8 protein-coding genes are annotated in these 15,941 nt (G+C 49.4%); all 8 read right to left on the bottom strand.

What is annotated here, in order from left to right; all coding sequences use genetic code 11:
• Positions 1–203 precede the first annotated feature (203 nt).
• The 8 genes from AOV_RS01895 to AOV_RS01860 all read right to left on the bottom strand — a co-directional run bounded on the left by AOV_RS01895 (position 204) and on the right by AOV_RS01860 (position 15,877).
• The gene (locus tag AOV_RS01895) at positions 204–2,030 is read right to left on the bottom strand and encodes a hypothetical protein (protein ID WP_075138912.1); all 1,827 of its coding nucleotides are present in this window, start codon (positions 2,028–2,030) and stop codon (positions 204–206) included.
• Positions 2,031–2,087: 57 nt separating this feature from the next.
• Positions 2,088–9,977: a hypothetical protein gene (locus tag AOV_RS01890; protein ID WP_117374410.1), complete on the bottom strand. Its 7,890-nt coding sequence runs from the start codon at positions 9,975–9,977 to the stop codon at positions 2,088–2,090.
• Positions 9,978–11,076: 1,099 nt separating this feature from the next.
• Positions 11,077–11,811 (bottom strand): hypothetical protein, encoded by a 735-nt coding sequence (locus AOV_RS01885; RefSeq protein ID WP_075138910.1) that lies wholly within the window; start codon positions 11,809–11,811, stop codon positions 11,077–11,079.
• A gap of 27 nt (positions 11,812–11,838) precedes the next feature.
• A complete protein-coding gene (gene msp1a, locus AOV_RS01880) occupies positions 11,839–12,717 on the bottom strand; it encodes a major surface protein MSP1 subunit alpha (protein ID WP_233497211.1) in 879 nt (292 codons plus the stop codon).
• Positions 12,718–13,167: 450 nt separating this feature from the next.
• On the bottom strand, positions 13,168–14,088 hold the full coding sequence (locus AOV_RS05305) for a cell surface protein (RefSeq protein WP_158543031.1): 921 nt from the start codon (positions 14,086–14,088) through the stop codon (positions 13,168–13,170).
• Positions 14,067–14,282, bottom strand: a complete 216-nt coding sequence (locus AOV_RS01870) for a hypothetical protein (RefSeq protein WP_075138909.1) — start codon at positions 14,280–14,282, stop codon at positions 14,067–14,069. The genes AOV_RS05305 and AOV_RS01870 overlap by 22 nt, the downstream gene beginning before the upstream one ends.
• A gap of 235 nt (positions 14,283–14,517) precedes the next feature.
• A complete protein-coding gene (gene msp1a, locus AOV_RS01865) occupies positions 14,518–15,312 on the bottom strand; it encodes a major surface protein MSP1 subunit alpha (RefSeq protein WP_117374409.1) in 795 nt (264 codons plus the stop codon).
• Positions 15,305–15,877 carry a hypothetical protein gene (locus tag AOV_RS01860; RefSeq protein WP_147314693.1) on the bottom strand — a complete coding sequence of 191 codons (573 nt, stop codon included), beginning with the start codon at positions 15,875–15,877 and terminating at the stop codon, positions 15,305–15,307. Before AOV_RS01860 ends, msp1a (AOV_RS01865) begins: the two co-directional genes overlap by 8 nt.
• Positions 15,878–15,941: the final 64 nt, after the last annotated feature.

Below are 15,941 nucleotides of genomic sequence, written 5' to 3'. Positions count from 1 at the left end.
CACTTGGCCCGATACTAACAACAGGTCAGTTGTTAGTATACCATGAAAATACCCGAATTTAGGAAATTCTCTAAAAAATTTACTTTAAAACGTAATCTTTTACGGATATACCAGTATTTATCGACACATTTACAGTTTTAAATCCAGAAACCATTCTAGGTATACAGTGCTCGGAGTGAACCATGTTGAACCTGCTGTGGTGACTATCTTCCAACTCCGGAATCACGTTCGGCAGCATCTATACCAGATACAGAAGCACTTGGGAAAGGATTATCAGGCAAACGCAGTTTACACCCTAACTGCGGCGCCGAGTAAACAGTGCTTGGCCTGTTTTGCATAAGTGAGAGGAAAAAGTCTGATAGTAAACCATATTCCCCCGCCTTCACGCACGTCTTTGTCATCGCCTCATCACGTACTTCCCCCATACGAGGACTAGTTAGCAGCTCAGCCGAGCACTGTGCACCTACTGGGAGTAATGCAGCTACTTGATCGGCGACCATAGCTGCAACAAGTTCTTGCAGGCCAGATTCGTCAAGCCGGGAAACAGAGCGCCTTAAAAAGCTCAGTGCATCCTCTGGAGGCACAGTACTTGAATGTTGCGTACCCCACTCCTCTTCCAACGCTCTACACAGAGTCTCGATATCCTGACCACCTATTCTAGACTGAACAAGTGCTTCGGCCATCATTGTGTAACCTGTCACGGAATCACGGGCTATAACACTGCGAGTGATACCATTCAACAATATCGAACGAGCATCGATACCGCTGCTCTCCGATATTGCGGCTGTTCTTTGAAATCCAGGAATGGAGCATAGTTGGGTAACAATACCTCTGGTTATACCAACGTTGGGCGCAGGCTCGCAATCTAAATACACTCGGACAAGTCCGTATATACTCTCCGGTAGCCCTGTAATTCTCCGCGCTAAACAAGGAAGAAACTGCGTAACAAGAGTATCGTAACTCATACGGCCGCTATAGGTATCCGACGCACGCACGGTTGCAATTGCCTTGAGGGCGCCAGCTACTACTGCGGTTCTTAGGTCCGCATCGCATAATAATCTGGCAACTATCTCCCTCTGCTTGTCTAACCCGGTCAGATCTTTCATGCACTGCACATTCGAGCGGGAAAGTGCATACAGTGCGGACATAACAGGAAGTTCCGTACCACCCCATAACTCAATTTCCTCTGGATTCCCTACAGTATCGACCACATTTAAACAATATTGTACAAAAGCTATACCGACCATTACGGTATTTGCTTGCATCAGTGCACGGGGGTGATCATACATAAGTTGTACCTCCCTGCAGCGCATAATATCGTTAAAAACCTTATACCCTGCCCCAAATCTCATGTATGAATACACCCCCTCATAATGTTGTGCGCTTGGCTGCTCAATTTCTGTGCTGTAAAACGACTGCAGATAATCGTTCAGCAATCTCCATTGTAATCTAAAGTAAAGATCAAAGGGGCTGTCATCACTATACGCATCGTGCGAAGGCATAAACATCAATCTGAACAGGTTAATAGATGCAAGTTTTACCTCAACTGGACAGCGAAACTCTGCTGGAAATGCACCAAGAATTTCCCTAAGTTGCGTACCTCTATTCGATATCACCATATAATCGAGAATTGACGGTGTGAGGATCATGTGCATAAACCCTGGAGGTACGGGAGGGAGGCTAATACCCCGATTTAAAACTCTATATCCAATAACCTGAAACATGTTTCTGGAAAGGTTGCAATATATTGCGCCACCAGCAGCGTTATCTGTGGAAAGGTAGAACTTGGGCGTCTGGTGCGAATTAGCACGCGTTGCAATATCATACAAAATTTCATTTCTAATAGCCACGTCCATAATTCCATGAATTTCGGTAACATTAATCGGTTGTAATACAAGTACGATGCGTGCATTTGATGCATCCTCGCTAGTAACCTCCGCAAGCCCAAAAAGCTCAAAGACACTTGGTGGCCGCCGCGTGGGCCGTGGCGCAGTAACATTTCCAGTAGATGGCTTCATTGCGTCATTCATGGCAAAGCCCTCCCTTCAAATTATTAGAAACTAAAAAATTGGGTGTTTTTAAGGTGGCTACCGCGCGTGTTGCGCAGTACCTAATCCACGTTCCCCTTCCGTCAACTCGTGATCGTGCGTATGCGGTGGTGCATTCCGCGTTTGCGCGGGCGCACAAATAGACACCTCACACGGAGCAGCTGCAGAAACGAATAAAACATTACTGTGGCTACTCATGACGCTGGGCAAAAATTCGCGTACAATCTCCCCTTCTGCCGCGAGAAACTTGCTGATAACCTGTTTGCTATGAGTACTTAAATCGCGCGCAAATTGCACGGCCCCATCCCGGGGATGCCTGTGGTTTCCGAAGTATCCATAAAAGGCATCGACCAAATTCTCCTCACAACCTAATGCAGGGTTGTGCGAGTTGACTAGATTCTTGTAAACTTTATACGCGACGGAATCTACGACAAGTTCCGCAAGCATATCATCGTTAAGTCTTGCTATTGCCGTTCCAATGCGTTCCTCGCACTCTGCGACACTCGGGATGTTATCCATGTCACCAAGAAACTCTTGCACTGCCTCACCATAGTAGCGATGCCTGTTTGACCCGTCTCCGCGTTGCGCGGCTTTAGCTTGTGCACATGCAACAATCGCATTACGCATATGCGATGCATTTGCACTCTCGAGATACTGATTCAGGGAAAAGCCAGAAAATATCTCCTCTGCGGCTTCTTGCCTACCATCCACCCATTTCTCGACGCTCGTCACAATAGCCGATTGTTGCCCACTTTGTCCTATAGTGCTGCCACGGTTAACACCTAAAACCCTCTGCAACAAACCGATAATGCCCGTTGTTAATCCAGGAATACGACGGCATATATCCGGCACGGTGCTGTTTAGTGTGGCATGAATTGTCTCGTTATCAGTTGGAGTACCCGAGCCACTGGATCTACCAAAATGCACTGCAAGAGCAGTTAAACATGACTCCATAGCCGCCATTATCAGGACCATACCAAATTCTTCATCAGCAAGGAATTTCCTAGTAATCGCCCTGGTTTGCTCTTCCGCCCGCGCATTCGTACAATCAACACCATAACTTGCGGATGAAAGAGCATGTAGCGCCTTTAAAGCTTCCAGGGAAGTGCCGGCATCACCTACATCCACTATGTTGTGGGATATTGCCGTCATAATGCTGTGTAAACGCGTCTTATGGTCCACATCGGGCATTACATCATGCACATTGCGGAAGCTCCGCATGTATCTCTTAACATCACCAACAAATTTAGAGCCTACAGAACTACGAACAAACTGCGGCCATCGCTGGTCTGGAGCAGCAAGCTCATAGTCACGGCCTCCCCCATACGCGACAAAGTTATCAAAAAGCTGCCGCTGAAGATCCACATATACGTCAAGGGTCCTGTGTCCCAGTAAATTTCCACCTCGCGCATGAGCGATGTAGTTGTTGAGCATTAGCGACATTAAACCATCACAATTTACCTCGCGTACGGCTGGAAACGCAAAACCACTAATATCAAATTCCGCTCGTTGAAAATTCAGCTTACCGTCACTGAGTGATAGGCCCCTAGTCATATTCGGAATTTTAATTACAAGCTTGGTAGACGTGGGTGATGAAGGTATTTCGGACAGCAAAGCATCGATGCTCCTACCGGGAGGCGCCACACGTACATCGGGAGCAACCTTGAAGCTCTTGCCGTTCATCACACAAAAAGTGTGCGCATCGCAGCCATTCTCCGGCAATTCGATATGCTGTTGATAGAACGTTATAGCGGCATCACCAGCGCTCTGTCTCATGGCAGCCAACATCCTCGCCTTTACCAGATGTGTGTTCGGCAGTGTATTAACGTCGAATTCCTCCAAAATAAGCACTACGCGGGGATCCGCGACGCTGTCATGCCTTCTTAGGGCCTCTTCGCCAACGTACGCTACGTTCTCACTCACCCTCAACACATCGCTCTCCCCTAAAAGAGACGAGCGTCGTAAACGGCCGCCAACTCTAATAGCCGTGGCTTGCTGTAACTCAGTAGCAGGACCACCTACCGCATCAACTGCGTCAAAACCTCTTTCTGTGAGACTTTCCCGCACTTGTGCAGTATTAATTGGCTCAACAGCCTCAACAACGGGTTGAGGCGATTCTGCTCCAGCATTGTCAGTATCTGACAGTGAAGTTCTATCACCACCCACTGGAGATGCACTGCGTGAATCTTGCTCTGCCAAACCCTCTTGGACCGGTGCAGCACTAGCTGGCTCAATAGTTGGTTGTCCAAAATTAGCTGAGAAGAACATACCCGTTTCGTCACTCCCAGCCTCCGCTACAGGAGTGTTATCGCCACGCACCGGGGATGCACTGCGTGAATCTTGCTCTGCCAAACCCTCTTGGACCGGTGCAGCACTAGCTGGCTCAACAGTTGGTTGTCCAAAATTAGCTGAGAAGAACATACCCGTTTCGTCACTCCCAGCCTCCGCTACAGGAGTGTTATCGCCACGCACCGGGGATGCACTGCGTGAATCTTGCACTATTGGTGCAGCTTGTGACAAACTAGGCAGTGAATCCGGTAAACTAGTTGACAGTAAACCGGCACTGATACTCTCATCCGCAACAAAGTTTTCAGCGCTGTACGCATTTTGCATATAATGAGCGCGAACTTTTGCCCCAGCTTTGAGGCGTGCACCTACACCAGAAGCATTTTGCAAAGCTCGAGTAACGCGCGCCGACTCGCGTTCTGCAATCTCATGCATCGTCTCAGGAGTCATGCTGGCAGCTCGTTGCCTTTCGCTATCGTTATAACCAGGTAATGGGGTCCTAAGCACACCACGAAACGCGGGATATAGGTCACTCGATACACCTAAAACTTCAGAACCGGCCTCAATGCACGCTGAGAGCCTCTGCCCCATTAGTTGGGAGAAACACAGGTTTTCGGGAAGCTCTAACGCTCTGCGTGCAAGCAGTGCGCTAACCCGCCCCGCTGCACTACGCGCAATCTCCAAGAACGCCTGCTGAGAATAGCTCTGCGGGTTGTAACCAAACATAGACCCAACCCCGGTAGCAAAAGCGTTATAAACCAACTCTCGCAAAGTCGAATGTTCAAGTGTGGGCACGTATTGCCTGAGTTGTGTAATACACTCAGTAACGCTGGAAATCTTTTCTTCTCCACGTTCATATTCAGCATATACCTCGCTGAAGTGGCTCTCCATAGACTCACCGCGCATCACTGCACGTGCCACTATTACGGGCAGCGCATACTCCGCACCGGCGCCATGCTCTCGAAGAACCTCGCACTGGTGCGCAGTCTGTCTTCCCCTACCAGTCTCTGTCCCTCCCAAATCCGCCGTGCCAAAGCCGGGAATCGCGTGCATGTGCGCAAGCAGCCCGTGGTCAGCTACTTTAATCTCTGCGCTCTGTGGATTATAAAACCCGGCCAATACAGCTGTTGCACTTTCGACAAGTCCGGGAATGGACCTGCAAATCGCTGGAAGCGTGCTACCTTTTGTGTCACTATAGGCAATACGGAGTACTTCATCTGAAAACGCTCTAGGATCCTCCAGGTCTGGTCTCTCGCGCTTTACCCTCTCCATTGTTGCCATTACACCCCGTATAGTGAGGGCAATGAGCGTGTCTCTAAAGCCCGGATCACCCAGAAAATTGCAGAATAATTCTGAGTATCCTCTATTCGCCTGTATATCTTGCACTACATTATCTTTTAACAGCAGATTGCCACCGGTAAGTGCATATAGCCCACACATGGTCTCCAATGGAACACTACCGGGGCTATCTGAGAGAATTTCTGTGCTGTGACTTCGAGCAACAGTCAGGGCTGAGGCCAAAAAGTCACGTTCCGCCTTTGGAAGGTTCAACTCATCGTTCGAAATAGCTTCAAGCTCTTCCTGGTAGTCTAAAAGGTCGCGAGCAAAACCGTTTCCTATATCATTAAGAAGCATAAAACAACGCAGCGCTTCTTCCGTTGGCACTCCTGCTCGTTCTTCTGCTTCTCCCCCTCCTATTCCGGGAAGGCTAGCAACAAGTGCGCGTTGAAGCCCAATATAGTGTAGTAGGCATACTCGCCTCAGATGCAGAGGCTCAATGTTTGGGGCGTTTAGCTGAAACATGAGCTTCTTTAGAACTACTTCAAGCTTATCAGCGTGAGCAACGGAGTAACGTAGACTACGAGGAAAGTCGTATTCGTCCTGAACTCTTAGAGTAAAACGTGGGCGGGCCGTAATGTGTAGATCACTCCCAGTCTGAGTGCAGTCTGTACGTGCCAGAACCCATGAAGCTCCATCAGGAATGGCTACGGAATTGGCTCTGCGCCCAGCATACAGAATATCGGCAGTCACAAGTTCAAAAAGACTACCATCACACCCAACTATATAGAACGATCTGTCCACACCAAAAACTTGTGGCGCAACGTTTGCGCCGCCACTATTCCGCACTTCATTAACATATTTGGCAATGGCATCATCCCCCCTTATTCTCTCATTACCAACCGGACGGAGAAAAAATATGACACGGTCTGATGATGTGTCATCTACTACATTTCTCTCATCACCTATTCCACCCACCGCAGGGAAATCAGAAGTGCCCTCGCCCTCATTCAGAGCCAGCACGGAACCTGCTCGCCTCAGAAGCGCTTTTCGGCCTACAGCTCCTTCACTACGACCAGGCAAACTGCGCTCTGTTTCCGCACTACTCGATGAAGCTCTTCTAGCAACTGTCTGAGCATCCTCTGCAGAAAGCTGCGGGGTTAGTAAATCGCCGAACGCCGGTTGCAGCCCTTCCGACATGGCAATAATATCAACTCCCCGTGTGTAGAATAGGGAATCTCTAATTTCGGTGCTAAAGGCCGAGGAAAAGAGAGATTCTTGGCATAGAGCGTCATTCCGCAACCATCTGGCAACATACTCACTCGCACCAACATCGCGCCGCACTATTGCGCTGAGGTAATGCCGTGCCAGGTCACCAAACTCGTACCCAATCCAGGCAGCTGTGGTATGGGCCACAATCTCTTCCACATCATCGCGCGTCAGCACAGGCATTAAACCCATGATAGTCGTTGCACGCTCAGCAGCATTGGCCACACCCGAAGCATTGCGGTATTTCTCAGCAGCCAATGCAAAAAAATCCTCTTTCTCTCTTGTAGCTGTTTTTCCCCGCCCAGCTTCGGACCTCTGCACAGCCTCTGCCGCGGCAGCGGCCACAATTAAAGGTCGCAGCGCCATATTATATGCAGTATCAAAACAGAGCTGCTCATAACATGCGGAAACTTTCGTGCCTTCCTCGGCAAAACGGGCCCCTGTAGCTACTCTATCAAAACCAGGAATGATGTGTAGTTGGCTCACTATACCAGGACTCACCACGTTGCGATTATTGGTATCACGTGCCCCACAAAGTCCTAGCACAGCAGTAGCAACACTCTGGGCAAGTCCAGGAATTGCACGACACATCCATGGCATTCCCCGCCTGCTGGAAATCTGAGCTAGTACCCCATCCAGCCCGAGCACACTCGGTTGATCACTTTCCGCCGTCTGGTTCGGTAATTGCTCTTTGAGTATAACGTCTACCACCTCACGTACAGCAAGGTCTATAAGTGCACCTCTGAAATTTGCGTCGGCCAGGAACTTTGCAGTCAGTCTTTCCGTAAGTTCATTCATGACCGCAGGCGCAACGTCATAATCGCTCTTTACAAGGTATGTGGCACCGGAAAGAGAATAAAGCATGCACATGACTTCCTGAGATACCCCATCGGACTGGAGAACTTCTTCCTGGTCAAGGGAGTCAAGAACAGACAGCGCATCGCTTAAGAACAGACTATGCTCTGGAAGTATGTGCTCATCTTGCTCTACAGAAACCTGAAACTCTGCCCGATAGTCAAGAAGGTCGCGTGCAAACTCGGCCCCTGCAGGACTGCTCATAAAACGACGCACGGTTTCTAATGGCACCCCACCACTTTTCTGCGCTTTAGTTAATTCACTTGCGAGGCCATAGTGCAGAGCAACATACTGGTGAAATAGCCGCATCCTACTTTCTGGAGACTCAGGTAGCGCTGTGGAATCGCGGTCCAACATCACTTTCTTAATAGTGCCAGCCAGCGTCCCACAGTGGGCTACGACATAGTGCATACCGCGTGGAAAATGCACTTCACCACATTTAGCATCAACTTCACGCGCTAGCCCGACCATACGTTGTCCCTCTGGCAACTGTGGCCGTAACAGCATCCATGCATCCCCAAGTGTTGCAGCAGAATCCAGGTATTCAGCGGGCACTATACTTGCGCTATCAATCCTAAAAATTGCGCCATCACGGGCAAGTACGTGAAGCTTGTTATCACAATGAAAAAGTCGAGGGGCCTCGATTGCCTGCCCACCATCAAGTATTTCCCGAATATGCGCAACTTCTCTATTATCTCGCAACAAAGACCACTCGACCGGGGAGAGTCGTATAAACACGCAGTCAGCATCGGTTGAAGAACCCGCAGCAAGTGCCACATCCTCTTCCTGGGCGTATATGTCATCGCGACGTGACGCTGTCCCCGGTGTGCTGCGCAGCTGTCGCGCAATTTCTTGTGTAAGTCGATGTAATGCATCCTGTTGTAGGCCCTCAGCAGATGCCGCACTAGCTCCAGGTGAAGGAACCATGGGGTAAGAAGTACTCCTATAGCGAACAAATTCCGTATCATCCCTCGGTGAAGGAGCTGTGGGTTGGGAAGTACTCCTATAGCGATTCGGGTTCGCAACCCTTGATGAAGGGGCTACAGACTGGGAAGTACTCCTGGAACGAGTGAGTTCCGCACCAGCACTGGGTGAAGTTTCAATACCTGATGGTGCAGTAGTTGTAGGTTGGGAAACACTCCCAGAACGAGGAGGTGCAATATCATCTCTCGGTGAAGGAGCCGTAGGTTGAGAAGTACTTCTATAACGATTCGGGTTCGCAACCCTTGATGAAGGGGCTACAGACTGGGAAGTACTCCTGGAACGAGTGAGTTCCGCACCAGCACTGGGTGAAGTTTCAATACCTGATGGTGCAGTAGTTGTAGGTTGGGAAACACTCCCAGAACGAGGAGGTGCAATATCATCTCTCGGTGAAGGAGCCGTAGGTTGAGAAGTACTTCTATAACGATCTAGGTCCGCAGCACTGGGTGAAGTTTCAATACCTGATGGTGCAGTAGTTGTAGGTTGGGAAACACTCCCAGAACGAGGAGGTGCAATATCATCCCTCGGTGAAGGAGCTGTGGGTTGGGAAGTACTCCTATAGCGATTCGGGTTCGCAACCCTTGATGAAGGGGCTACAGACTGGGAAGTACTCCTGGAACGAGTGAGTTCCGCACCAGCACTGGGTGAAGTTTCAATACCTGATGGTGCAGTAGTTGTAGGTTGGGAAACACTCCCAGAACGAGGAGGTGCAATATCATCTCTCGGTGAAGGAGCCGTAGGTTGAGAAGTACTTCTATAGCGATCTAGGTCCGCAGCACTGGGTGAAGTTTCAATACCTGATGGTGCAGTAGTTGTAGGTTGGGAAACACTCCCAGAACGAGGAGGTGCAATATCGTCATCAGAGGCCGCTTCACCGCGATGTGGTGCTTCATCTGGTGTACTGCCCGGCTGCTGCGCAACCTCCTGTGCAGGTTGGTGTGATCTTTCTGGTGATGCACCCTGCTGTTGCTCCTCAGCAGGTACCGCATTAGCTCTGAGTGAAGCAGCATACCGAATAGCAACACCCACAAATGCTAAAGCAAAAACAACTGCAACGGATACGAAGACTGCTAACGCTTCTGAATTAGCGGAGTATACGACCGCCAGCACTGTACTCATAACCGCAATGATAAGCAACAGCGCCAGAATAATTGCTTCTCGCACTCCCCTTCGTGGAGTATCAGTTTCGGAGTCCAACAACGTATAACCTATACTGCTTGTGTCGTCACCCAACAGGCCCAGAGAAGCTTGATCCGGCATATATTTCACCAATTACAAATAAATTATCCTCGGAAGCGCAGACTTATCGCTGCCAACACAACTAGAGAAGAAGAACAGCCAGATACATGGTGAAGCTCATGTAAAATGTGCTATAAATCCGTCTCACCATGTGGGAAAAGCCCTAAGATCTTCCGTATTGGTAACGAGAATGCCGCTTAATATCGAATATTTTTACTATTTATCATGAAATATCCAAAATTACAAGTGTATAACATCATTTATATCTGTAAACTCTAGAAAGGACGGGCATTTTAGGGAAATATCATAATCATCATTTACACAAACAAACTTTCACAGCAAATTTGCAGGAAAACGGGGAGTATTATGAGAAGTAATACCCGTATAGATAGGAGGGAATTCCACCGAACACGTACAAGTTTAAACGACGTTCCACCGCGCTATGCAACCAACAACTATGTGTATGCGGTGTGTATGTTTGGCCAAAGGAGAATGGTGAATTGGAGTCTGGGCGTGCTGCATGTGCCAATGTCATCTTACCAGTCTTGGATTCTTGCACAAATATTACATACTTAAATGGCATATGTCACAAATAGGCTACCTTGAAAACGCCTTATTCCCCGCACCTACTTCAGCTCTTCTCTGCTATTATGAAATCTGAGATAAAGAGAAAAACTGCCAACGGATACGCGGCCTTCACCTTCTGTAACATTGAGATCACAACACAATGCTGCACACAAAGCACCAACAGCTACGTATATAGAAGTATCGAACGCAAGCAGCGTTTACATTTGCAGTAAACATGGTCCGGACCAACCTTGCCGCCCTCAAACATGGCTGGCATGTGTATTACACAGCAACACAAAGCAAGAGATTTTGTTAAATGGCTACAGCTTTACTGGTAGATAATCAGGATATTTGCGAATATACCTGATGTTTGGTATTAGCTTATCTTACAGTCCATTCTAAGGAAGTCGAACGCCTTCAACAACTCTGGCTTCCTGACATTAGCGTGTGTTGTGCGACGCATACAGCATAATATCGCACGCGCTGAGCAGACCTGCGCCATAGCTAAAATGACTCGGTCAGTAGTAGTCACTTTTTGTCACTTAAACAAAAGTCACCGAATGCTTTTTGATTGACTTTCTGCAGACTTGGACGCAACAACCCCTTTTACAGCAACTTCAGATTCTGACGCTAAAGTGGTAGGCACGGGGTCACAATCATGTGAAAAGAATGCGCTCATATCTGGGGGAACACCCTCCACTAATGTACATATCGCGTGCAGTCGCCCGCCTTCATGCTCCACAACATCGTCACACATAAGCATCGTAACAGCAGGTAAGCTGGCCATGATAAAAATCATGACTACAACCGCAAAATGCGCAGCAGTAGCATTAGAGAGAGCATAAAGTATTGCGCCAATGATCAACGCAGCAACAAGCGCACACAGCACGACAACCCTGTATGTTACACGTTTACCGCAAAGATCGGTATTACCGTTAGAGCGCGCACCATACTGATCATCGGCTTCGTAACATAAGGCGAGATAATCGTAAGACCGATTGTCGCTGCCGCGGCCCAAATCCCTTAATGCCATAATGGGCAGAAGAATGAGCGCGGCAGCGAGAAATGCAACAAGTGCACATCCCATGATGCCCACTGCAAGCTTTCCCGAGGAACCAACACGTGCAGCAACCAAGCCGTAAACCAGCAGGAAGAAAATTATAGAGGACACTAGAAGCACGCAGCACTCTGCGCCACCGCGCGTCTCCCCTATGTCATAGCTGCCAACGGACGACCTCGCAGGCCTACTATCAATCCCGAATACTGAAAACGTACGCTCAGAGGCCATAACAACCCCTACTCCTGCCCACTATACCTAGTAGATGGCAATGGAAGCGCCGTGTTCCCTGGCACGATGTGACGCAACCTGCTGCTCCGAAACCCCAGCGCCCGAAGCTACAGCAGAACCTAACCCAACTGATGACACAAAGGTACCAGGAGTAGCGTCTCCCTGGCGACTATCTAAAGTAGCTCCAGCGGCACCTGGCTGTCGATCACCGCTAGGCGCAGCCAATACATCTACATCAACCCGATAAACTTCAGCATCATTCGGCACCACAGACGAGTAGCGCTGCGTTCCAATTGCAACCGCAGCAACCGTGAACAGCGCCATTGCAGCTAAAAGCAGCGCACTGCCATACCACGTCCCGTTCTTGACATCAAGGCACACACAGGCAATGATCGCACAAACAAACACAAGACAAGACATGCATGCTAGTGCGCGCACGCCCATGGACGGATGCTGATTATCCAACGCTGACCGGCTTTCCCACAAAGATCCATCCGCAACCCGCACATAATTGGCTACAGCGCCACCTTCTCTTTCATCCTGTATTGCCGCGTACATAGCCGTGCCGAGCAACGGCAGCAATACGACCAATGCTAAGCAACCCAAAATTAGCGCGCCGGACGGCCCGGCAAGTGTAGTCTTTAGGCACACACAAACGGCAAATATCGCGGCAATTAGAGCCGAAACTGTTATTACAAACTGCCCAACACCAAAAAAAGACTCCATGGACCTTTTGCGTATTTCTCTCCGGGTCATGGCCACTACTCTCTTAGCAGAATTACCAACCCTGGTACGCGCAGCTGAAGTACCGACGGCTGACGGAACCTTACCGCTAAGCCTGACAGTTCCTCCCTGCTTCTCGTACGTTTCCGAGCTACTGCCAGGCCGATTATTTTTCTTTAACACAACACACACACCGTAAAATGAACGCTAGAGCACCGCACAGCACCCACGAAACACAGAACAGACGCCCTCTGACCAGGAAAACAGGCAACCACACAACACGTGTACAACTTGTGCACCACGACACTCGCGGGGGATTTTAGCATATGAACACGTGTACTTGCAATAAAATACATTAATTTTAAAATATTTGAAAAATGTGGCTACTGTACGCACATCCCATAAAAGCAGGGAGTTAGTACCCTCACCTAAATTCTGGCTTTAAGGCGCCAGAGCCGCCGCACCTACGCGCAACTTAATGACGCGCCACACTTGTCCGGTCGTTGTGAACTACACTGAAACAAATCTCATAATTTAAACAAGACCTATGTATCGCGTCCACCAGGCCCATAACCACAACAAATGCATCGTGGAACGCTGGAACCTTAAGCCAGCAAGTAGATAAAAGGGAGCTTACGGCCAAATCCGCAGATTTGAGTTCAATAAATGCCCTTCAAGAGGATATAACATTCGCAGAGTGTGGATCTCGCTCGATTCACGCTCTTTTTCTTCTTCCACAGAGTGCGCAGTTGGTGTCGCCAACTCCGTATCAACTTTAGGTGGTAACATCTTACAATCTGTATTGTCTGTTTGCGGTGAAGTCGCCGAGCCTTTCGCTAGCACAGAATCTGCAGGCATGGTCCACATTTCGCACTGCGGATACGCTTCCTCAAAAAAGAACCCGAAAAGTAGCAATAGTAGGGCAGCGACCGGCAGGCAGCATATGGTGGTATCTGCTATTCCCGCCCATTTTTCCCAATTTGGAAGGCTGGCCACCAGGCAAAGACTCCACGTTACAAACAATATGACCAGCACTGCTTTCAGCGTAAGAATATTGTCAGATGGTTTTTTCGATAATGCCGCATCTGCAAATCTTACGAAAGTGTTGCGTCTACGCCGCATCCACGCAACACACACAACACAAATAAACGCCAGACCGAAAGTTGGATACACAATCAACCATGCCGAAGGCGTAATGGCAGCCGGTACTGCACCACAATACGCAACAGTAGCACATATGAGCTCTACCAGAAAACAGCAGGTAATCACTACAAGCGCTGCGGGCACTGCCGCACCCCTACCGTCAACAGCCACTTTGGGGCAATGAAATCTAGGCCGCTTTGTTTTGGTCTTCGTCGTATCGATGTAACTTGGAGTCCGCATCTTGCGGGCTTTTGTGCTTCTAGGTATATTGGACGCTGCAATCCCGCTAAAAGGCAACAACCCTCCAATGGCTCCAGCTACTGTGCACAGCCTTGGCTCCTCCTGGTCTTGACGATGTGTATAGTCACGTTGCATAACGCATATTTTCCTTAGAAGAACACTGACTTGCACAAAAAGCCTAGCTCCGCATCAATCGCATAACAACAAATCAGCAAGAAGAAGATCAAAAAAGCCATCAAAGGTGCTAAACCACCCACATTATTCTTCGCATCATGGTTCCCAATTGCCGATTTTGAAAACTCATAACTGGTCCTAAAGGCCGAAAATGCTTGCTCTATAAGCCACGGCACTCTACTCTCACTCATTACACTTACCCAATAACACACCCCGCCGCTTTTGCGCGGGGAATCAAGCACATACTAACACTTTCATAAACGTATTTAAGACCCATGCACCCCTACAGTGGGTACAACCGTAAACACAACCCCACTCTCCGCAAAACTCGTGGGGGAAACCACCCGAAAAGCCTTAAACGGGGTAGAAATTGCCGCTACAAGTGCGCGATCACACAGAGCATCATAAGACGCGCGGTGTCTCTGCTCAAACTTTACACTGTGACTGCGGCGAGAGGAGCCCCGACACAACAAAACTTCTCAAGACGGTCCCAGAATCGGAACCGGGAGAGTCCAACCCAATATTCACTACAAAGGTGCCCGGTGAAGCATCAGCTTCGGCTTTCATCTGACCCGTGCCTTCGTGGCAAGCTACAACCGGTTGCTGGGTATTAGGAGCGGGCATGGGGTCAACTGTTACGTGGTAAACTTCGTCAGGAACGCATTGCACTATCGTGGGGCCACGTAATGGCTCTGCGGTAACAACAACCATAGCGAATAGCGCCAACATAGCCACAAACACGACACTACCCCATCCTCGTGTCTTATAATCAATACACATGCAGGCAATCATGACGCCAATGAATGCAAGTGCGGATATGCACGTCAACACGCCCATAGCCTCAGAACAACCATCATCAAGTGGCCCTCGATAACCCCTCCCTGAAGACCGAACTATTTTTATATCCTCCTCTGCAATAACACCTTCTCTGCTGTTGGCCGCTACCACTCCAATGGCCACCGCAAGCAACAGTAGCAGCACAAATGCTAAACAACTCCAACCCAGTACACTGCCAGTGAACGTGGGCTGCATACACACACCGCAAATAGTAATCACAGCGGCAATAAGGGCCGCCAATGTCACGATGAACTGCCCAGAACCAGAAAAAGACGACATAGATCTGTCGCGCATTTCTTTGCAGGCCCTAGCCACTGTCGCCTTCGCAGGATCAACTCTAAATGATCCCAACCCTTCTCCAGAGCGTCGCAGTAATTCATCCATCACACACCTCATACATCAAACACGTCTGCCACCCTCCAGACACCAGAAGATCGCGCAGGCCGCCGCCTGAAATCTCCTCACACCTCCCGCAGGTGACTAAAAATTCAACTTGACCGGCACGCATAAGCGCCGGAAAGGGCGCCATCCAACTTCTACTTGGTCCAAAAGCTCTCGTCGCGGAAAGCTGCACCCAGTTTTGACCATCAGAGGTGGACTCAGCATCAACCGTTGTATGCAAGGTCTCAGCATCACACTGCTTCGTCAGCGGGCAGTTAAGTTCCTCTGTAATCATTCTCTCCGTAGACCATAGCGCCAGTGCCGACACTCCAGCTAGTGCGAACGCCATCGCCACGACAAACAGCAAGGCCGTCCATAGCTCACTCCACACACCAGAGTGCATGGCAAAAACACTGATCTCCACGCACAGGCACACGAACATCGCTACCACAGCGCTCATGAAGACCACGGTGCCCGCCGAGCGTGCCTTGAGAACCCACTTCTCCCGCACATCGCAGTCTTGTACAGCGCCCCTATCCTCGTTACACACCCTAATTGCCGAGCGCACAGCCCAAACAACCAAAGGCACCAATAAAACTAGTGCTACAAGACCCCCGACTCAGCACGACGGA

Origin of the sequence: Anaplasma ovis str. Haibei (assembly GCF_002214625.1) — a bacterium.
Taxonomy (GTDB): domain Bacteria; phylum Pseudomonadota; class Alphaproteobacteria; order Rickettsiales; family Anaplasmataceae; genus Anaplasma; species Anaplasma ovis.
This window is presented reverse-complemented; position numbering and strand designations above follow the sequence as displayed.

Bases quoted from the DNA above. Each gene is read 5' to 3' on its own strand.
- AOV_RS01895 (WP_075138912.1), bottom strand. From the start codon at position 2,030: ATGAATGACGCAATGAAGCCATCTACTGGAAATGTTACTGCGCCACGG.
- AOV_RS01890 (WP_117374410.1), bottom strand. From the start codon at position 9,977: ATGCCGGATCAAGCTTCTCTGGGCCTGTTGGGTGACGACACAAGCAGT.
- AOV_RS01885 (WP_075138910.1), bottom strand. From the start codon at position 11,811: ATGGCCTCTGAGCGTACGTTTTCAGTATTCGGGATTGATAGTAGGCCT.
- AOV_RS01870 (WP_075138909.1), bottom strand. From the start codon at position 14,282: ATGAGTGAGAGTAGAGTGCCGTGGCTTATAGAGCAAGCATTTTCGGCC.
- msp1a (WP_117374409.1), bottom strand. From the start codon at position 15,312: ATGGATGAATTACTGCGACGCTCTGGAGAAGGGTTGGGATCATTTAGA.